This is a genomic window from Sphingomonas limnosediminicola, assembly GCF_039537965.1.
Lineage (GTDB): Bacteria > Pseudomonadota > Alphaproteobacteria > Sphingomonadales > Sphingomonadaceae > Sphingomicrobium > Sphingomicrobium limnosediminicola.
This window is the reverse complement of sequence record NZ_BAABBM010000001.1, coordinates 1,070,072-1,088,155: the sequence shown is the minus strand read 5'-3', so window position 1 is coordinate 1,088,155 and position 18,084 is coordinate 1,070,072. Positions and strand designations below refer to the sequence as shown.

Sequence of the window (18,084 nt, the reverse complement as noted above, 5' to 3'; positions counted from 1 at the left end):
ACCGCCAACTATTTGCCCGCGCGGGTCCGCTTGCGCTTGGTGCCGAGGCCGATCGACTTCGCAAGGGTGCGACGCTGTTCGGCATAATTTGGCGCAACCATCGGATAGTCAGCGGAAAGTCCCCACTTCTGTCGATATTGGTCCGGCGTCAGATTGTAGTGAGTCATCAGATGCCGCTTGAGCATCTTCAGCTTCTTCCCGTCTTCCAGGCACACAATGTAGTCAGGCTTGATCGAAGAGCGGATCGAAACTTTTGGTTCCGGCCTCACTTCAGGCGCGGCCGCCGTGTGGGAAATTCCCGTCAATGCGGAATGCACGTTCTGAATAAGAACCGGTAAGTCATTGACGGCAACGCTATTATTGCTGACGTGAGCAGCGACAATGTCCGCCGTAAGTGTAAGCAAAGTATCGTCGGTTGTTTCTAAGTCGGCCATGATTTGATTCCCCCCTAATTCGAGCAGAGGCATAGTGCAGCCAAGGGATGCACGGCGCGCGCATACGCTTCGCGCCATCGGAGAGCAACGACTGTAATACTAAAACCTAAATGAAGTTAAGAAAAAACATCTTGTGCAAAGGTTAGCGCATCGAATCGCCGTCCGTCGGGCGCATGGTAATAGTTGCGGCGGCGCCCAACCGGACGGAATCCTGCGGTCCGATACATTTCGATCGCGGGGTTGCCGTCGCGGACTTCAAGATGGACTCGAGTTACGCCGGCGGAACGCGACCGCTCGACGAAGTTGTCGAGAAGCAAGCCGCCAATCCCCTCCCGATGACGACTTGGCAGGACAGCCAGAAGAAGAAGCTCGGATTCATCCGCCACGCTACGCGACAAAGAAAAGCCGACAATATTCTCGCCCTCGCGCGCAACGACCAGCGAAACTCCGAGCATCGGAAGGATCCCGGCGCATTGCGATCGTGTCCACGCTTCCCCGTAACGGTCGCCGAACGCTTCGGTCATGACCTTCATCACGGCATCGAGGTCGCTGGAGTCGCCGGGTCGGAGGCAAACAGGATGTTCGATTGTCGCCATCAGGCCGCCTGTTTCGCCCGTGCGTCCGGGGCGCGCGCGTAAACGGGGCGGGCGGGGAGGGACCGCAATTCTTCAGGAAGGCGAAGGGTGTTGGCGGCGGAGGGCCAAGCTTCGCGAGCTACGCCGCTACCGCGGCAATCGACAAGCTGAAGCGCCCCTGAGCCGATCACGAGGGTGGCGTTTATCTCCTGAGCCGCGTCGGATGGGCGAAGATTGCGAAGCTCGATCGTGGGTCGGAGCGTCGCTCCGTCGAACTGCTGCACGAACAGCTCGCCGTGTCCACCGGCGACGGCCACACCTACCTGTCCATCGTCGTTAGCATCAGCCGCTAGGAGCGCGAGGGAGGACATGCCCTTGATCTCGGCACCCCAACCGATGGCCAAGCCGTACGCCGCCGCTATGGCGACGCGGATGCCGGTGAAGCTGCCGGGCCCGACGCCGACGATGATGCGATCGGCTCTGCGGCCATCGAGGAGTTCGTCGATCATCGGTACCAGCCGTTCGGCATGGCCGCGGCCGATCTGTTCGTCGGCGCGGGCGATGCATTCGCCCGATCCGTCGAACAATGCGACGGTGCAGGCGGCGGTCGACGTGTCGAACGCGAGAATCATGCCGGGATTGTGGTCACATGCGGCGCGAAGCCGCAACCCCGTGTCAGGTGGCACGGGCGATTAGACGGCTTCGACGCTTTCCACTTCGGGAACGTAGTGGCGAATGAGGCTCTCGATGCCGCGCTTCAACGTGACGGTCGACGACGGGCAGCCGGCGCAGGCGCCGTGCATCGACAGATAGAGGTGCCCGTGGCGATATCCCTTGTAGACGATGTCGCCGCCATCCTGCGCGACGGCGGGCCGGACGCGCGTTTCGATCAGTTCCTTGATCTGGTCGATCACGTCGGCGTCTTCGGGGTCTTCCTCGAAGTCGTTATCGCTGGCGACGTGGATCCCGGCCGCACTGCCCTGCGCGAACAGCGGTGCGCCGCTGACAAAATGGTCGAGCAGCGTCTCAATGACTAGCGGTTCAAGATCCGACCAGGATACGGCCGGAGCAGCAGTTACGGAGATGAAGTCGCGGCCATAAAACACGCCCTCGACCTGCCCGCTGTCGAAGAGCGCCTGCGCCAGCGGAGATGCGGCTGCACTTTCGGCGTCCGCGAAATCGCGCGTTCCGGCTTCCATGACGGTTTGCTCAGGAAGGAACTTGCGGGTGGCGGGGTTAGGCGTCTGTTCGGTGCGGATGAGCATGGGCGCGATGTGGCCCTCCGACAGGTTTCAATCAAGAACCAAAGGGCGGCGCGCCGGCGATGATCCAACGGGTAATCCCGATCCCGATCGCAAGACAGATGAGCGCGACCCACCATTTTCCAGGTTTCATCGGTCGGACGGTGGGGTCGACGGCCGCCTTGCCGGTCACCATCGGCCCGATCAGCGATTTGCCGCGCACGCGGTGAATCAGGATCGCGGCGACATGCAGGATGATCAGCCCCAGAAGGACGTTGAACCAAAGCTCGTGAATTTCGCGCGCGGCGTCGGACGTGTCGGTGCTGACCAGCCGAGAAAGCGGGCCCGCGTAGATACCGTCCTCGTCCTCGGTGACGAGGCCTAGGGCCACCTGGACAGCCGTCGCGCCGAACAAGGCGATGACACTAAGTGCGCCCAACGGACTATGGCCGACCCCGCTCCAGCTACCGCGCAGATAGGCGCCGATCGCGCGGGGACCGCGGACGAAGCTGGAAAAGCGCGCCGTCGAGCTCCCAACGAATCCCCACAGCAGCCGAAAAATGAGCAAGGTCAGCACTGCGCACCCCGACCAGATATGCCAGTCGGTGTGGTGATATTCCGCCGACCACCAGCTGAAGGCGATCAGGGAGGCTAGAATCCAATGAACGAGCCGGACGGCAAGATCCCAAACCGGCTGTCGCTCCCCGCTCAGTGGTGCATGTCCGAACGATAGGTGTCGTGGCAGGCCTTGCAGGTCTGGCCGAGGTCGCTGAAGCGCGCCTTGATCGCGTTCACGTCCCCCCCCGATGCGGCGGCGTTGAACGCGGCGGCGGACTTCTGGAACGCCGCGAGCTTGGCGGCGAAATCCTTCGGGTTCTTCCAGATTTCAGGCTTGGCGCCCGTCTTTCCTATCTCCGGCCCTGTGCCGGCAGGGAACCAGTCCGAAGAGCTCTTCGCAAGGCCTGCAATTTGCGAGGCGGATGCACGAACCGTCCCGAGGTTCGGAGAGCTGCCCCCCAGCTCGCGCCTGATTGCCTTATTAGCCTTACCGATGGTCTCCATGCCTTCGTGGCGCTCGTGCATGACTTTGGCTGCGTTCGCGCCGCTAACCGGGGCAGCGACCATGGCCGCGACTGAGGGAGCCGCTTTCGCGTTCGACGACGATTCTTCCTGGCTCACCTTCGGTCCGCCGCAAGCGGCAAGCATCGCACAGGCACTGGCAACAGCAATCAAAGCAACGCGCATAGGCAATCCTTCACTCGGTCGGCACTTTCCAACTATCATCGAGCATCTTGATGATGCCGGAGAAATCCTTGCCGCCGCCACCGCGATCGACGAAGCGCTGGTAGAGCTCTTCGGCTTCCGCGCCCATCGGCGTGTAGGCGCCCACGCTTCCTGCCGCATCAGCAGCGAGCTTCAGGTCCTTGAGCATCAGCGCGGCCGCGAACCCGCCCTCATAATCGTGGTCGGCCGGCGTGTCGGGCCCGACGCCCGGCACCGGCGCATAGCTCGTCATCGACCAGCTCTGGCCGGATGCCTTCGACGAAATGTCAAAGAATACTTTTGGGTCGAGGCCGAGCTTCTGCGCGAGCACGAACGCCTCACATGTCGCGACCATCGTAGCGCCGAGGATCATGTTGTTGCAGATCTTCGCCGCCTGACCCGCACCCAACTGACCGGCGTGAATGACGGCCTTGGCCATTGGTTCGAGAAAGGGCTTGGCCTTTTCGAATTCCGCATCCGTACCGCCGACCATCAAGGTGAGGTTGCCGGAAGCCGCCGCAGCGATTCCGCCGGAGACCGGCGCGTCCACGAACTCGAAGCCTTGAGCCTTCAACTTCTCGCCAACCTCCCGCGCGCTGTCGACGTCGATGGTAGAGCAATCGATGAGCAGCGCGCCGGCCTTGGCGTTTGGCGCGACATCATTCTCATAGACCCCGCGCACATGCTGCGCGGCCGGAAGCATGGTGATGACGACGTCCGCGTTGTTCACCGCGTCCGCGGCCGATGCGGCGGTCGAGCAGCCGCCCTCTTTCGCCCGCACGACCGCTTCCGGCACCAGGTCGAAGGCGCGGACTTCATGCCCCGCCTTGGCGAGGTTGGGCGCCATTCCGCCGCCCATGTGGCCGAGCCCGATGAATGCGATCTTGGCCATGCTTAGCGTCCCTTCCAGTTGCCGGGGCGTTTCTCGGCGAAGGCGTTCATGCCTTCCTTCTGGTCTTCGGTGCCGAACAGACCGTGGAAAAGGCGACGCTCGAAGCGAAGGCCTTGGGCGAGCGGCATTTCGAACGCGGCGTTGACCATTTCCTTGACCGCGATGGCGGCAACGGGCGGCATGGCTGCGATGGCTTCGGCGGTTTTCATCGCTTCTTCTACCAGGTCGGCCGCTGGGACGACCTTGGCGACGAGGCCTGAGCGTTCGGCTTCCTCGGCGCCCATCATGCGGCCGGTCAGGCACATCTCCATCGCCTTGGCCTTGCCGACCGCCAGAGTCAGGCGCTGGGAGCCGCCGATGCCGGGCGTGACACCAAGTTTGATTTCCGGCTGTCCGAACTTCGCCGTATCGGCAGCAATGATGATGTCCGCGATCATCGCCAGCTCGCAGCCGCCGCCGAGCGCATAGCCGGCGACCGCGGCGATCCACGGCTTGCGGGTGGCGCTGACATGCTCCCAACCGCCGAACCAGTCGGGGAGGTACATCTCGGCGAAGCCCTGCGGCTGCATCTCCTTGATGTCCGCGCCGGCGGCGAAGGCTTTTTCAGAACCGGTCAGCACCAGGCAGCGCTGCGACGGATCGGCATCATAGGCCGCGAACGCCGCCCGGATGTCCTTCTCCACCTCGCGGTTGAGCGCGTTCAGCGCCTGCGGGCGATTGAGCTTGACGAGCGTAATCGCCCCCCGTTGTTCAACCAGGATAGTATTATACTCGCTCATTCTCGGTCTCCGGGAAGGGCGTCCAGGCCTCCGATTCCGGAAGCGGCGCGAAGAGCACGTCGAGCATCTCGTCGGTTACCTCTTCGGGCGTCGGCGGATCCCACTGCGGTGCATTATCCTTGTCGATCAGCAGCGCACGGACGCCTTCGCGGAAGTCGTGCGTGCGCACCACGCGACCCGCGAGCGCGTATTCGGCCCGCATCTCGTCGGCAAAGTCCTCGCGCCTGGCCCCCTCGGCGAGCAGGCGGAGCGATACCTTACATGAAAGCGGGCTTTTGGTTCTTAGCGTCGCGAGCTCCGTCGTCGCCCAGTCGCTCCCGTCTGCTTCCAGCGCGGCAAGCACGTCTTCCAGCCGGTCGGAGGCGAACAACTTGGTGATGTTGGGAAGGTTGGCTGCGATCTTCGTGTCGGGCGGCGTCGCGGCGAAAGCGCCGATCGGCCCCTGCACGCGCTGCGGCGTGGTGGCGATGCGATCTATCATGTCGGCGAGCGACGCCTGCTCCACATAGTGCGTGGCAAGGCCCAAATAGTGGCATTCGGCGCCGTCGAGACGCGCGCCCGTCAGTGCCATGAACTCGCCCACGCGGCCGGGTAGGCGTGGAAGGTACCATCCGCCGCCGACGTCGGGAAACAGGCCGATCCCCGTTTCCGGCATGGCGAAGCGCGTGTTCTCGGTGGCGACGCGGAAGGTGCAGGGCATCGAAATGCCGACGCCGCCGCCCATCGTGATGCCATCCATGATCGCGACGGTCGGCTTGCGATAAGTTAACAGCAGGTGGTTGAGCCGATATTCGGCGAAGAAGAATTCTTTCGCTTCTTCCGCGTCATAGTCGCCGCTGCGGGCGAGCATGACGACGTCACCGCCGGCGCAGAAGCCGCGGCCCTCGGCATGGTCGATGACGACCGCCTCGACCTCGTCATTGGATCGCCAGCCGAGCAGTGCCTCGCTCATCTTCTCGCACATGCCGGTCGTCAGCGCGTGAATCGCTTTCGGCCGATTGAGGCGGATGCGGCCGACCCTGTCCTGGGTCGAGATAAGAACGTCGTCGGTCATTATTGGCGAAGTAGGTCGCGGCTGACGATGACGCGCATAACCTGATTGGTGCCTTCGAGAATCGAATGGACGCGAAGGTCACGCCAGAAACGCTCGATCGGATAATCCTGAAGGTAGCCGTAGCCGCCGTGCAGCTGTAGCGCGCGATCGACGACGGAGGAGCCTGTATCGGTGGCGAGGCGCTTCGCCATTGCCGCGAACTTAGTCTTGTCGGGCGCGTTGGCGGTGACCTTGGCCGCCGCCACGTAAAGCAGGTAGCGCGCAGCTTCGAGCTCTGTTTCCATATCGGCAAGCGTGAATTGCGTCGCCTGGAAATCGGCGATCGGCGTACCGAACTGCCTGCGCTCCTTCGTGTAGCGAATCGCCTCGTCGAGGCAGCGTTGCGCGCCGCCTAGCGAGCAGGCCCCGATGTTGAGCCGCCCGCCGTCAAGGCCCATCATAGCGATGCGGAAGCCTTCGCCCTCGCCGCCGACGCGGTTGGCGACCGGCACGCGGACCTCGTCGAAATTGACCTGTGCCGTCGGCTGCGAATGCCAGCCGAGCTTCTTTTCCTGGGCACCGAAGCTGACGCCCTTCATGTCCTTGTCGATGACGAGGCAGGAAATGCCTTTTGGCCCTTCCTCGCCGGTGCGGACCATGGTCACATAGACCTCGTTCTCGCCGCCGCCTGAGATAAACGCCTTGGAGCCCGAGACGACGTAGTGGTCTCCGTCGAGCACCGCCTTCGTCTTTAGAGCCGCTGCGTCGGAGCCAGACGAAGGCTCGGTCAGGCAATAGCTGCCGATCTTCTCCATCGTGATCATCGACGGCAAATACTTCTGCTTCACCTCGGCCGAACCGAAGCGGTCGATCATCCAGCTCGCCATGTTATGAATCGAGATGAAGGCGCTGGTGGACGGGCAGCCGTACGACATCGCTTCGAAAATCAGGGCGGCGTCGAGCCTTCCGAGCCCGATCCCGCCGCTTTCTTCCGCGACATAGATCGATCCGAAGCCGAGTTCGGCTGCCTCGCGAATCGTGTCGCGCGGGAAGATGTGCTTTTGGTCCCATTCCGCCGCGAAGGGCGTGATGGCGTCGGCAGTGAACTTGCGCGCCATCTCCTGGATCTGGAGCTGGTCGTCAGTAAGGTCGAATTGGCTCATTTCGCCGGCGCTCTAGCGCGCGACTGAACGTTCAAGCAATCGTTCAATCTGCATTGGAGGAGGCGTTGAGGTCGTTGACGTCGGCACTGTCATCGCCGTTGGCGAGCTCGTTCGCGGTCGTCCCGCTGCTTTCGTCAGCGGGCAGGGTTTCGATGTCGGCATTGGCGGGAATGTTGCCGTCGTCGATCACGATATTCTGATCCTGCGGCGGCGTTTCCGCCTTGTGGCAGGCGACGACTGCGCCTGCCGACATGGCAAGGATCAACAGCTTGAACGCGGCGCGCATTGCATCCTCCGAACCGATATGCTGACCGAACGCTTCGGCGGACGGCAGTATCCGTTCGCGAAGGCGTTCGGCCTAATTGCTGTAGGCGGAGAGGCAGCTCACCATATGATCTGCGTTGCTCGCGAATTCCGCCTTGTCGAAGAACCAGCGGTCCTTCTTATAGCCGTGGAATGCGTTGCTCAGGATCCGCAGGCCATAAGGCGTCTCGTCGGAGACGAGGTAAGCGACTCCGCCGCCCTCGGTCTCCTCTGTCACCGCGCTGCCGCCGTAATGCTGAACGATCCTGCCGGGCGATGTCCTCACTCCGGTGAGGATGTTGACCTCGCCCTGCGATAGCACGAGCCGCGTTGCCTGCGGTCCGTGACCTTGCGGCAGGACCAGCGCCCGCTCTCCGCGAGTCAGGTGGATCGCGTAGCCGCCGCCGCAATAATAGCCCGGGCCCATGTATTCGACCGTCCTCGGCCCGGTCCACTGCGCCATTGCCGTCGCCGCCAGCGTCATCAGAATCATATCGCCCCCCTTTGGTGTCCTACCCCATCGTTGGAATGATGAACGCGCTCTCCCCGTGCGCGCCGCCGTCCGGCCAGCGCTGCGTCACGACCTTGTTCTTGGTCCAGAAGCGGAGGCCTTCCATGCCATACTGGCCGATGTCGCCGAAGCCCGAGCGCTTCCAGCCGCCGAAGCTGTGGTAGCTGACCGGAACCGGGATCGGGACGTTCACGCCCACCATGCCGACATTGACGCGCGCCGTGAATTCGCGCGCCGCGTGGCCGTTGCGGGTGAAGATGGCGACGCCGTTGCCATAATCATGCTCTGACGGCAGGCGCACGGCCTCCTCGAAGTCGGCGGCGCGGACGATCTGCAGCACCGGGCCGAAGATTTCGTCCTGGTAGCTCTTCATGCTCGGCTTGACGTGGTCGAACAGGGTCGGGCCGATGAAGAAGCCTTCTTCGTGACCCTGAAGCGAGAAGCCGCGGCCGTCGACGACCAGCTCGGCGCCTTCGTCGATGCCCATCTGGATATAGCCTTCGATGCGCTCGCGGTGCACCTTGCTGACGACTGGGCCGTAATGCGCCTCTGGGTCGGTGGAGACGCCCACGCGCAGGCTGTTGATGGCCGGGATCAGCTTCTCACGAAGGCGATCGGCGGTCTCCTCGCCGACCGGAACGACGACCGGCAGCGCCATGCAGCGTTCGCCCGCCGAGCCGAAGGCGGCGCCGGCGAGATCGTTAACGACCTGGTCGAGGTCTGCGTCAGGCATGACGATGCCGTGGTTCTTGGCGCCGCCGAACGCCTGTACGCGCTTGTTGTGCGCCGTACCGCGCGAATAGATGTACTGCGCGATATCGGACGAACCGACGAAGCTGACGGCCGCGATGTCAGGATGGTCGAGGATCGCATCGACCATCTCCTTGTCGCCGTGGACGACGTTCAGCACACCGTCGGGGAGCCCGGCTTCCTTCATCAGCTCGGCAAGGCGCACAGGGACGGTAGGGTCGCGCTCGGAAGGTTTGAGGATGAAGGCGTTGCCGCAGGCGATTGCCATGCCGAACATCCACATCGGGATCATGGCGGGGAAGTTGAACGGCGTGATGCCTGCGCCGATGCCGAGCGGCTGCCGCATCGAATAGACGTCGATGCCGGGACCGGCGCCGACGGTGTACTCACCCTTTAGTGACTGCGGGATGCCGCAGCAAAATTCGATGACCTCGAGGCCGCGCTGCACGTCGCCCTTGGCGTCGGCGATGACCTTGCCGTGCTCGGACGAGAGCGCGTGGGCTAGCTCGTCCATGTGGCGCTCGACCAGCTCCTTGAACTTGAACATGACGCGGGCGCGGCGCTGGGGATTGGTCGCAGCCCAGCCCGGCTGCGCTTCCTTCGCAGCATCGATGGCCTTTTGAAGATCGGCGGCAGTGCCGAGGCGGACGTGGGCCTGCACCTGGCCCTGATTAGGGTCGAAGACCTCGCCCTGGCGCTCGCCCGAAGCGAAGCTGGAACCGCCGATGAAATGGTCGATGCTGCGAATCATGGTTACGCGTCCTGATTTTGCTGTTTCGAAGTTGCGGCTCCCCTAGACCTGCGGACAGCCAAGTGCCAGTTGCCGACGCGTCTTCTGGGAGAGTCGTGATGCGTCGATTTGCTGCTGTGCTGGCCCTGCTCACGATCGGCGCGGCGCCGCCTCCCTCCATCGATGCCAAGCTGCGGTCGATCATCTCGCCGGTCAGCGGGGTGGAGATGAAGAAGACGATCGAGGCGCTGGTGAGCTTCGGCACCCGGCACACCTTGTCGTCGCAAACCGACCCCAAGCGCGGAATCGGCGCAGCGCTTAACTGGACGGAAAGGAAGTTCAAGAGCTTCGGCCTCCCGACGGTTCGCCAGTGCGAGACGATGACGAACCAGCGCGTGCCCACGCCAACGCGCATTTGCGACATGGTCGCGATCCAGCGGGGGACGGAGCGCCCTGACGATGTCGTCATTATCCAGGGACATATCGACAGCCGGGTCACGGACGTCATGAATTTCACGTCGGACGCGCCGGGCGCCAATGACGATGGGTCGGGCGTGGCTGCGGTGATCGAGGCAGCGCGAGTGCTGTCGAAGCGCAAGTTCCCGGGGACAATCGTCTATGCCGCGCTATCGGGCGAAGAGCAGGGGTTGATGGGCGGCAAGGTGCTGGCGAATTACGCGAAGGCGCAGGGCTGGAACGTCGTCACCGTCCTCAACAACGATATCATCGGCAATTCATGCTCGTCGGATGGTGTGTGCGATTCCACGCATGCGCGGGTGCTGTCCGAAGGGCCGCGGTCCCAGGGCGAGGCGGAGTTGTCGAAGTCGGTGCACAGCCTCGGCGGGGAGAATGACAGCCCGTCGCGCAATATCTCGCGCTTCCTAGACAGCCTGGCAGACCGGCTGAAGATCGGGCTCGACGTGCGGCAGATTTGGCGCACCGATCGCTTCAGCCGCGGCGGCGACCATATTCCGTTCCTGGAGATGGGCTATCCGGCCGCGCGGATCAGCGTCGCTGTCGAAAATTACGACTGGCAGCACCAGGACCTCAGGGCCGAAAAGGGCAAGCGCTACGGCGACACGATCGACCATGTCGACTTCGCTTACCTCGCCAAGATGACCAAGCTGAACGTCGCGGCGCTCATCACGATTGCGAGTGCGCCACCGCCGCCTGAGCCGAAGGTGGAGGGGGCCGTGAGCACGGATACGAAAGTCAGCTGGTTCGAAATGCCTAGTGCGGGTCACTGGATAATTAAATGGCGTAGGACCGACAGCTCCAATTGGGAGCATCAACTTGCCGCCTATACTGATAGCAGCTTCTGCGAGGGGGGGGTCCGAGGCTTGGGCGCTCCAAGGGGTCCAATGGAATGTACTCTCCGCCACATCCGCGTGGATGACTGGGTGTTCGGCGTTTCTTCGGTCAGCAAGGACGGCTGGGAGAGCCCTGTCGCCTCGGCTGTTCCGGGCGGGGCGTTCAAGCCCTATATTGCCCCCGAGAAGAAGCCCTGACGCGTTCCCGTGCGTTCAGCGGCCGAGGAGAATGACATGGCCGGCGGTTGGACGCGCGACGGCGCGGTTCAGGACCAGATCGAAGATACGGTGAAAGACGCGATCCTCCGTGCCCGCGCAATGACGCCCCAGGGCGAGAGCGCCGAGGAATGCGACGATTGCTGCGAGCCGATCCCCAAGCGCCGCCGCGAGGCGCTGCCGGGCGTGCGCACCTGCGTCGCCTGCCAGTCCGAGCGCGACAAGGCGGTGGTCCATTCGACCATCAACCGCCGCGGTAGCAAGGATAGCCAGCTGCGTTGACCGATGCAGCACCCGCGCGGCCGGGGAGGCGCGCAAACCTGCTGGTTGCTCTCGTCTCGCTGCTCAGCGTCATGCTGGTGCTGTGGTTCACGGTGACTAGCGCCGCACCATCCATTCCGCAACCGGCGGCGCCGACTGCCGAGGACGCCGGCGCGGGCCGTCAGGCCTATTGGCAGCTGCGCGACGCGCGCGGGAACAAGCAGGGCCAACTCATCTCGCTGGGACAGGCGCAACTTGCCGGCCTCGGCGCCATCGCCAGCCATGGCTTTCGCCCCGACCGGCTGCGCCTTGGGATCATCGGTTCCGAACTGCGCGTAGATGCCAGCCATCAATTGCCGATGAAGCGGTGGCTCAACGTGGTGATCGTCGCGACTGCATCGGGCAAAGGCTTTCCGTCGACCAGATTGAAGGTGGGAGAATGGACCCTTCCGCCGATGCTCAGCCGCTGGGCTTTGGAGATCGGCCGCTGGTACGTGAAGCGCCGTACCGAAGTTCCGCCCCTCGACGGGATGGTGCACGACTTCTCGGTGAAAGGCGGCACCGTCAGCGCGGTGGTCAGCCTGCCCGGCAAGATGGGACTGGTCGACCAGATGGCCGGTGCCATTTCGCAGGACATCGACAGTTCGCAGGTGGTCAAAGTCTATTGCGAGCTATCCGCGCGACAGAAGAAGGAGCCTAGCAGCGACTTCGCCGAGCAGGTGCGGCGCGCCTTCTCGGTCGATCCGGCGGGAGCGAGCTTGCCGGGCTTCAACCGGGCGCGCTTCGTGGCGCTCGGCATGATGCTGGTCAGCGACCGCGTCGGCGACTTCGTCGAAACGGCCCGCGATGACATCGCCAAGTGCCGGATCAGCCCGGTCCCTGCATCGATTTACGGCCGGTACGATTGGCCGAAGCACTGGACCCTGTCAGCCGCCATCGCCGTCGGTGCTGGCGTGCAGCTCAGCGAAGCCGTCGGTGAGTGGAAGGAGCTGTCCGACAGCCTCGCCAAGCAGTCGCAATTTGCCGCCGGCGATCCGAGCGGCTTTTCGATGACCGACCTCGGCGCCGACCGGTCGGGCTTTCAGACCGCGCGCGCCGCGGCGGATCCTGAGCGGGCAGCGCAAATGGCGCAGCAACTCGCTAGGGCGAGGCCTGAGCAACTGCTTCCTCGCGAACTGACCGTCCGCGAGGAAAGCCTGACGAATCCGCAGTTCATTCAGCGCTACGGCGGCGTCGACGATCCACGTTTCATCGCCCGCGTCCGCGAAATCGACGCGGTCATCGCGAACAACGGCGTTCGGTAGCGAGTGGTCGCTTCCCGCCGTTCCAGCGTTTAGGGGCTGATCATGGCCCGCAAGCAATCCGCCGGACTTCCCAGCCGCAAACAGATCCTCGACTTCATCGCCTCCTCCGACCAGCCGGCGGGCAAGCGCGAGATCGCGCGCGCCTTCGGCCTGTCGGGCCAGATGAAGATCGATCTTAAGCGGCTGCTCAAGGACATGGCGGACGAAGGGCTGATCGACAGCTCGCCGGGCCGTGCCTTTCACCAGTCGGGCGGAGTGCCGAAGGTGACAGTGCTCCGTGTCGCTGAGGTCGACGACAGCGGAACGGTGTGGGCAGTGCCGGAGCAATGGCATGCCGAAACGCCGCCGCCCAAGCTGCGGGTGCTGGAGCGCGGGCGGCGCGGTGCGCTCGGCATCGGTGACCGCGTGCTGTGCCGGACCGAAGAGAGAGGGCAGGGCTTCGTCGCGCATCCGATGAAGAAGCTGGCCCGCTCGGCGGAACTCAGCCTCGGCGTAGTGAAGAAGGAGGGCGACCGCTACTGGCTGTCGCCGGTCGACAAGAAGGAACGGCGGGAGCTGTTCATTAGCGACCTCAAGGACGCCGCAGTGGGCGACCTCGTTCTGTGCGAGGTCACCGGCCGCCCGCCGCGCGTGAGTGCGCGCGTCGATGCGGTGCTCGGCGACCCGTTCGCGCCGCGCAGTTTCAGCCTGATTGCCATCCACAAGCACGGCCTACGCGCGGAGTTCGACAAGGAGGCCATCGACGAAGCGCATCGCGTGGCGAAACTGCCGCTCGGTGAGCGCGAGGACCTGACGCATTTGCCGATCGTCGCTATTGATCCGGAAGATGCGCGGGATCACGACGACGCCATCTGGGCGGCGCGCGACGACGATTCCGATAATCCCGGCGGGTGGAAGGCGATCGTCGCGATAGCCGACGTCAGCTTCTACGTCCGAACGGGGTCGGAACTGGACAAGGAAGCGCGGGCACGGGGTAACAGCGTTTACTTCCCCGACCGCGTTGTGCCGATGCTGCCGGAAGAGCTCTCGGCGGACATCTGCTCGCTGAAGGAAGGGCAGGTTCGCGCGGCGATGGCCTGCCACATGACAATCGCCAAGGACGGCGCGATCAAAAAATGGCGTTTCACGCGAGCGAAGATTTGTGTAGCAGCAAACGTTGCCTATGAGGATGCGCAGGCGGCTATCGATGCAGCTGGGGAGGAGCGCGTCGAGGTGTCATCGCCAACCTGCTCGATGCCGCCGATCGAAGGCCGGGTGCCGGCTGAACTGGTCGAGACGGCGCTGAAGCCTCTTTGGAGCTGTTGGCGTGCGCTCTTCGCCGCCCGCCAAAAGCGCGATCCGCTTGAGCTCGACATTCCCGAGCGCCGCGTGATGCTCGACGAGAAAGGCCGCATCACCTCGATCGCTCCGCGCGACCGGCTCGACGCGCACCGGTTGGTCGAGGACTTCATGATCGCTGCCAACGTAGCGGCGGCGCGCGCGCTGGAGGCGAAGAAATTGCCTGTTATGTACCGGGTCCACGAGGCGCCGAGTCGCGAGAAGCTGGTGGCTCTCAAGGATTATCTGAAGACGTTCGGGGTCGATTTTTCGCTCGGCCAAGTGATCAAGCCGGGGACGTTCAACCGCGTCATCGAGCGCGTCGGCGACGCGGACGGGCGCGAGGAGATCATGGAGCAACTGCTCCGCTCGCAGATGCAGGCGCGCTATGGGCCGGAGAGGCTCGGGCATTTCGGGCTGGCGCTCGCGACCTATGCGCACTTCACCTCGCCAATCCGCCGCTACGCCGACCTGCTCGTTCACCGCGCGCTGGTGAAGGCATACCGGCTCGGTGACGGCGCGCTGCCGCAGGGGGACGAGGAAAGGTTCGAACAGATCGGCGAGCAGATCTCGATGCTCGAGCGCCGCGCGATGGATGCGGAGCGGGAGACGGTCGATCGCTATGTCGCCGCATACCTGGCCGACCAGGTCGGTCAGCTCGTCGAATGCCGCATTACCGGCGTGCAGCCGTTCGGGTTTTTCGCGACTGTCGAAGACCTGGGCGGCGACGGCCTCGTCCTCGCCCGCGACCTCGGGCAGGAATATTTCCGCTACGACGAAGCCGCAAAACAGCTGGTCGGCGAGGAAAGCGGTGAAACCTACCGCACCGGGCAGCGGCTGACCTTACGTCTGGCCGAGGCCAATCCCGTGTCCGGGTCGCTTCGCTACGAGCTGCCCGAAGGAAGCTACGGCGGCCGATCCGCTCCTCCACGCAAGGACCGCGCGCGTACGACATCGAAACGCGGCCGGCCGCCGAATATCCGTCACCAGTCGCGGCGGCGCTAAGCCTCGCCATCGCAACCTTCTCGCTTCAAGCGTATTGGGAGCGCGAGCCAGGAGAACGACCCATGCCCTACAAGATCGCGATCATCGTCGGCAGCCTTCGTGAGGGTAGCATCAACCGCAAGGTGGCGCGCTCGATCTGCGGCATCCGAGGCGACGATCTCGACTGCTCGATGATCGAGATTGGCGATCTGCCGCTGTACAACCAGGATCACGACGCGAACCCGCCCGAGCAATATGTCCGCTTCCGCAGGCAGATCGCCGAGGCTGATGGCGTGCTGTTCGTCAGCCCGGAATATAATCGGGGCATTCCTGGGGTGCTCAAGAATGCGATCGACGTCGGATCGCGGCCTTATGGCCAGAGCGCCTTCGACAAGAAGCCGGCGGCCATCGTCACGGTCTCACCCGGGAGCATCGGTGGCTTCGGCGCTAACCACCAGATTCGCCAGGCGGCGGTGTTCCTTAACATGCCGGTCATGGCGCAGCCCGAGGCCTATCTCGGCCATGTCACCGACGACTCATTCGACGAGAGTGGGTGCCTGAAAGACGGGCCGTTGAAGGACCTCGTCACCAAACTGGCTCATGCGTTTCACGACTGGGTCGTGATGATCCACCGGTCCCGCCAGCTGCTGGCGGAAGATGCGGCGCACGCCGCCAAGCAAAAGGAACATGCATGATCCTTCTTTCAGCCGATTCAGCCAGTCGCTAAATTCCCGAGACATCATCGGGAGACTGCGAAGTGGAACTGAACTGGCTTTCGCGTTGGCAGCCGCAGCTGCTCGCCCTTTTGCGGATCGTCGCGGGCCTGCTGTTCATCGAGCATGCGACGGTGAAATTCTTCGCGTTCCCGATCCCCTTTCAGATTCCAGGCCCGCTCCCGACGATCCTGGTGGCGGCCGGTGTCATTGAGCTGCTAGCCGGCATCTTGATCACCGTCGGTCTGCTGACGCGCCTCTCCGCTTTTATCGCGTCGGGTGAAATGGCGATTGGCTATTTTATGATGCATTTTTCCAAGGGCTTTTGGCCGGTCGCGAACCAGGGCGAAGCGGCCATCCTGTTTTGCTTCATCTTCCTCTACCTCGCCGCGGCTGGCCCGGGCGCGTGGAGCGTTGACGGGGCACGGACGCGGAACGCGCCGATCAGGTGACTTTAGCGCGGGTCCTGAAGCGCGGCTGATCCCACTGGCGTGAGCCGAGGATGTCGGCAAGAATTTGAGCCGCGTTGAAGACGTCGGCGAAGCCGTTGTAGAGCGGCGTAAAGCCGAATCGCATGAGATCCGGCGCGCGGAAGTCGCCGATGACGCCGCGCGCAATCAGGGCCTGCATCACCGCGTACCCATCGGCATACGCGAAGACGACATGGCTTGCACGGATTGCCGGGTCGCGCGGGGAGGCGAGGCGGACTTCACTGCCGCACCGGGCCTCGACCTCGTCGATGAAGAGCTGCGAAAGCGCGCGCGACTTGGCCTCGACGTCGGCCATGGCAATGCCTTCGAACGTGTCGAGCCCGGCATCCAGTGCCGCAAGCGCAAGGATCGACGGCGTGCCGGTCAGGAAGCGGCCGATGCCGGTCGCCGGGCGGAAATCGTCATCGAAGGCGAAGGGTTCGGCATGGCCCATCCAGCCTTGCAGCGGCGAGCGCAGTTCGTCCTGCAGGCGTTCGGCGACGAACAGGAATGCAGGCGCACCCGGGCCGCCGTTCAGATATTTGTAACCGCATCCGACCGCGAGATCGCAGCCGGCTCCATCGAGATCGAGCTGGACTGCACCAGCACTGTGCGAGAGGTCCCACAAGACCAGAGCTCCCTGCGCATGGCCGGCATCATTGATGTCGCGCATGTCGTAGGAGGAGGCGCCGCGGTAATCGACGTGGGTGAGCGACACGACGGCAGTGTCGTCGTCGATCGCGTCGAGCACCGCGCTTGGCGCCACCGTCCGCAGCTTCAGCCCTACCATCTCGCACAACCCGTGCGCGACGTAGAGGTCGGTGGGGAAATTCCGTTCTTGCGACAGGATCGTGCGCCGGCCTGGCCGTGCCTGCACCGCCGCGGCAAGCAGCTTGAACAGGCAGACGCTGGTCGAATCCGCGATCAGCAACTCGCTCGGCTTCGCGCCGACGATAGGAGCGAGCTTGGCCGCGATCTTTGTCGGCCAGTCGATCCAATCGTGCTTGGTCCAGCTGGTGATGAGGTCGTCGCCCCACTGGTGCTCCACCGTGTTGACCAGTGCAGCCTGCGCCGTCGCAGGAAGCGCCCCTAGCGAATTGCCATCCAGGTAGATAACGCCCTCAGGCAACCGGAACCGCGCGCGCGCAAACGCGAGTGGATCAGCGGCGTCGAGCTTCTCGGCGTCCTCGAGCGTCACAGCTTGGGAAGGGTGACGCCCTTCTGTCCCATATATTTGCCGGCGCGGTCGGCGTAGCTCACCTCGCACGGCTCATTGCCCTGCAGGAACAGGAACTGGCACGCGCCCTCGTTGGCGTAGACCTTGGCGGGGAGCGGCGTGGTGTTGGAGAATTCCAGGGTCACATGACCTTCCCATCCGGGCTCCAGCGGTGTCACGTTCACGATGATCCCGCAGCGCGCGTAGGTCGACTTGCCAAGGCAGATGACGAGCACGTCGCGGGGCACGCGGAAATATTCGACCGTCCGCGCCAGCGCGAAGCTGTTGGGCGGGATGATGCAGACGTCGGTCTGGCGGTCGACGAAGCTGTTGGACGCGAAGTCCTTTGGATCGACCGTCGCCGAGTCGACGTTGGTGAAGATCTTGAACTCGTCCGCCACCCGCGCGTCGTAGCCGTAGGACGACAGCCCGTAGCTGATGCAACCCTCGCGCCGCTGCGCTTCCACGAACGGTTCGATCATGGCGTGCGCCTGCGCCTGCTCGCGAATCCAGCGGTCGGACAAAATCGCCATACGGAGGGCCTAACGGGACGTTTCGAACGCTTCAATTTGCGCCGGATTATTTCTGTGGATGACGGCTGTTTCGCGTTTCCGGGACT

General features: G+C 63.8%; 21 protein-coding genes. 6 read left to right on the top strand and 15 right to left on the bottom strand.

Translation table 11 applies throughout. The features are described 5' to 3' along the window. Positions 1–8: 8 nt before the first annotated feature. From ABD704_RS05555 to ABD704_RS05495, 13 genes are all read right to left on the bottom strand, one after another. Complete coding sequence (locus ABD704_RS05555; protein ID WP_344698682.1) at positions 9–434, bottom strand: Ros/MucR family transcriptional regulator; 426 nt, start codon at positions 432–434, stop codon at positions 9–11. A gap of 116 nt (positions 435–550) precedes the next feature. Next, the gene (locus ABD704_RS05550) at positions 551–1,030 is read right to left on the bottom strand and encodes a GNAT family N-acetyltransferase (RefSeq protein WP_344698681.1); all 480 of its coding nucleotides are present in this window, start codon (positions 1,028–1,030) and stop codon (positions 551–553) included. Further along, positions 1,030–1,641 carry a tRNA (adenosine(37)-N6)-threonylcarbamoyltransferase complex dimerization subunit type 1 TsaB gene (gene tsaB, locus ABD704_RS05545; RefSeq protein WP_344698680.1) on the bottom strand — a complete coding sequence of 204 codons (612 nt, stop codon included), beginning with the start codon at positions 1,639–1,641 and terminating at the stop codon, positions 1,030–1,032. Before tsaB ends, ABD704_RS05550 begins: the two co-directional genes overlap by 1 nt. Before the next feature lie 60 nt (positions 1,642–1,701). Next, positions 1,702–2,274 (bottom strand): NifU family protein, encoded by a 573-nt coding sequence (locus ABD704_RS05540; protein WP_344698679.1) that lies wholly within the window; start codon positions 2,272–2,274, stop codon positions 1,702–1,704. A gap of 31 nt (positions 2,275–2,305) precedes the next feature. Further along, positions 2,306–2,962 (bottom strand): cytochrome b/b6 domain-containing protein, encoded by a 657-nt coding sequence (locus tag ABD704_RS05535; RefSeq protein ID WP_344700500.1) that lies wholly within the window; start codon positions 2,960–2,962, stop codon positions 2,306–2,308. Then, a complete protein-coding gene (locus tag ABD704_RS05530) occupies positions 2,959–3,495 on the bottom strand; it encodes a c-type cytochrome (protein ID WP_344698678.1) in 537 nt (178 codons plus the stop codon). The genes ABD704_RS05535 and ABD704_RS05530 overlap by 4 nt, the downstream gene beginning before the upstream one ends. Positions 3,496–3,505: 10 nt before the next feature. Continuing rightward, positions 3,506–4,405 (bottom strand): 3-hydroxyisobutyrate dehydrogenase, encoded by a 900-nt coding sequence (mmsB, locus tag ABD704_RS05525; protein ID WP_344698677.1) that lies wholly within the window; start codon positions 4,403–4,405, stop codon positions 3,506–3,508. 2 nt (positions 4,406–4,407) lie between these two features. Then, entirely contained in the window at positions 4,408–5,184 is a 777-nt protein-coding gene (locus ABD704_RS05520) for an enoyl-CoA hydratase-related protein (protein WP_344698676.1), read from the bottom strand. Next, positions 5,171–6,238, bottom strand: a complete 1,068-nt coding sequence (locus tag ABD704_RS05515; protein WP_344698675.1) for an enoyl-CoA hydratase/isomerase family protein — start codon at positions 6,236–6,238, stop codon at positions 5,171–5,173. The genes ABD704_RS05520 and ABD704_RS05515 overlap by 14 nt, the downstream gene beginning before the upstream one ends. Further along, on the bottom strand, positions 6,238–7,380 hold the full coding sequence (locus ABD704_RS05510) for an acyl-CoA dehydrogenase family protein (RefSeq protein WP_344698674.1): 1,143 nt from the start codon (positions 7,378–7,380) through the stop codon (positions 6,238–6,240). The genes ABD704_RS05515 and ABD704_RS05510 overlap by 1 nt, the downstream gene beginning before the upstream one ends. A 43-nt stretch (positions 7,381–7,423) precedes the next feature. After that, positions 7,424–7,666, bottom strand: a complete 243-nt coding sequence (locus tag ABD704_RS05505; RefSeq protein WP_344698673.1) for a hypothetical protein — start codon at positions 7,664–7,666, stop codon at positions 7,424–7,426. A 72-nt stretch (positions 7,667–7,738) separates the two neighbouring features. Continuing rightward, a complete protein-coding gene (locus tag ABD704_RS05500) occupies positions 7,739–8,176 on the bottom strand; it encodes a hypothetical protein (protein WP_344698672.1) in 438 nt (145 codons plus the stop codon). Positions 8,177–8,195: 19 nt separating this feature from the next. Further along, positions 8,196–9,692: a CoA-acylating methylmalonate-semialdehyde dehydrogenase gene (locus tag ABD704_RS05495; protein ID WP_344700499.1), complete on the bottom strand. Its 1,497-nt coding sequence runs from the start codon at positions 9,690–9,692 to the stop codon at positions 8,196–8,198. A gap of 101 nt (positions 9,693–9,793) precedes the next feature. Here ABD704_RS05495 and ABD704_RS05490 point away from each other — a divergent pair, with 101 nt between their 5' ends. The 6 genes from ABD704_RS05490 to ABD704_RS05465 all read left to right on the top strand — a co-directional run bounded on the left by ABD704_RS05490 (position 9,794) and on the right by ABD704_RS05465 (position 16,231). Beyond that, positions 9,794–11,182, top strand: a complete 1,389-nt coding sequence (locus ABD704_RS05490) for a M20/M25/M40 family metallo-hydrolase (RefSeq protein WP_344698671.1) — start codon at positions 9,794–9,796, stop codon at positions 11,180–11,182. Positions 11,183–11,218: 36 nt separating this feature from the next. Then, a complete protein-coding gene (locus tag ABD704_RS05485; RefSeq protein WP_344700498.1) occupies positions 11,219–11,482 on the top strand; it encodes a DksA/TraR family C4-type zinc finger protein in 264 nt (87 codons plus the stop codon). Further along, positions 11,479–12,765, top strand: coding sequence for a hypothetical protein (locus tag ABD704_RS05480; protein ID WP_344698670.1), 1,287 nt, complete (start codon positions 11,479–11,481; stop codon positions 12,763–12,765). The genes ABD704_RS05485 and ABD704_RS05480 overlap by 4 nt, the downstream gene beginning before the upstream one ends. A 42-nt stretch (positions 12,766–12,807) precedes the next feature. Continuing rightward, positions 12,808–15,087 carry a ribonuclease R gene (gene rnr, locus ABD704_RS05475; protein ID WP_344698669.1) on the top strand — a complete coding sequence of 760 codons (2,280 nt, stop codon included), beginning with the start codon at positions 12,808–12,810 and terminating at the stop codon, positions 15,085–15,087. A 62-nt stretch (positions 15,088–15,149) separates the two neighbouring features. Continuing rightward, positions 15,150–15,761 (top strand): NADPH-dependent FMN reductase, encoded by a 612-nt coding sequence (locus ABD704_RS05470; protein WP_344698668.1) that lies wholly within the window; start codon positions 15,150–15,152, stop codon positions 15,759–15,761. Between the two features lie 62 nt (positions 15,762–15,823). Next, positions 15,824–16,231, top strand: a complete 408-nt coding sequence (locus ABD704_RS05465) for a DoxX family protein (protein WP_344698667.1) — start codon at positions 15,824–15,826, stop codon at positions 16,229–16,231. Here the strand turns inward: ABD704_RS05465 and kynU are convergent. Beyond that, positions 16,224–17,447, bottom strand: a complete 1,224-nt coding sequence (gene kynU, locus ABD704_RS05460; RefSeq protein ID WP_344698666.1) for a kynureninase — start codon at positions 17,445–17,447, stop codon at positions 16,224–16,226. The two genes, ABD704_RS05465 and kynU, sit on opposite strands and share 8 nt — an antisense overlap. Further along, complete coding sequence (gene dcd, locus ABD704_RS05455; RefSeq protein ID WP_344698665.1) at positions 17,444–17,998, bottom strand: dCTP deaminase; 555 nt, start codon at positions 17,996–17,998, stop codon at positions 17,444–17,446. The genes kynU and dcd overlap by 4 nt, the downstream gene beginning before the upstream one ends. Between the last annotated feature and the right edge of the window lie 86 nt (positions 17,999–18,084).

Excerpts from the sequence above, each read along its gene's own strand:
- ABD704_RS05555 (WP_344698682.1), bottom strand. The coding sequence starts at position 434 with ATGGCCGACTTAGAAACAACCGACGATACTTTGCTTACACTTACGGCG.
- ABD704_RS05550 (WP_344698681.1), bottom strand. The coding sequence starts at position 1,030 with ATGGCGACAATCGAACATCCTGTTTGCCTCCGACCCGGCGACTCCAGC.
- tsaB (WP_344698680.1), bottom strand. The coding sequence starts at position 1,641 with ATGATTCTCGCGTTCGACACGTCGACCGCCGCCTGCACCGTCGCATTG.
- ABD704_RS05540 (WP_344698679.1), bottom strand. The coding sequence starts at position 2,274 with ATGCTCATCCGCACCGAACAGACGCCTAACCCCGCCACCCGCAAGTTC.
- ABD704_RS05530 (WP_344698678.1), bottom strand. The coding sequence starts at position 3,495 with ATGCGCGTTGCTTTGATTGCTGTTGCCAGTGCCTGTGCGATGCTTGCC.
- mmsB (WP_344698677.1), bottom strand. The coding sequence starts at position 4,405 with ATGGCCAAGATCGCATTCATCGGGCTCGGCCACATGGGCGGCGGAATG.
- ABD704_RS05520 (WP_344698676.1), bottom strand. The coding sequence starts at position 5,184 with ATGAGCGAGTATAATACTATCCTGGTTGAACAACGGGGGGCGATTACG.
- ABD704_RS05515 (WP_344698675.1), bottom strand. The coding sequence starts at position 6,238 with ATGACCGACGACGTTCTTATCTCGACCCAGGACAGGGTCGGCCGCATC.
- ABD704_RS05510 (WP_344698674.1), bottom strand. The coding sequence starts at position 7,380 with ATGAGCCAATTCGACCTTACTGACGACCAGCTCCAGATCCAGGAGATG.
- ABD704_RS05505 (WP_344698673.1), bottom strand. The coding sequence starts at position 7,666 with ATGCGCGCCGCGTTCAAGCTGTTGATCCTTGCCATGTCGGCAGGCGCA.
- ABD704_RS05500 (WP_344698672.1), bottom strand. The coding sequence starts at position 8,176 with ATGATTCTGATGACGCTGGCGGCGACGGCAATGGCGCAGTGGACCGGG.
- ABD704_RS05490 (WP_344698671.1), top strand. The coding sequence starts at position 9,794 with ATGCGTCGATTTGCTGCTGTGCTGGCCCTGCTCACGATCGGCGCGGCG.
- ABD704_RS05485 (WP_344700498.1), top strand. The coding sequence starts at position 11,219 with ATGGCCGGCGGTTGGACGCGCGACGGCGCGGTTCAGGACCAGATCGAA.
- rnr (WP_344698669.1), top strand. The coding sequence starts at position 12,808 with ATGGCCCGCAAGCAATCCGCCGGACTTCCCAGCCGCAAACAGATCCTC.
- ABD704_RS05470 (WP_344698668.1), top strand. The coding sequence starts at position 15,150 with ATGCCCTACAAGATCGCGATCATCGTCGGCAGCCTTCGTGAGGGTAGC.
- dcd (WP_344698665.1), bottom strand. The coding sequence starts at position 17,998 with ATGGCGATTTTGTCCGACCGCTGGATTCGCGAGCAGGCGCAGGCGCAC.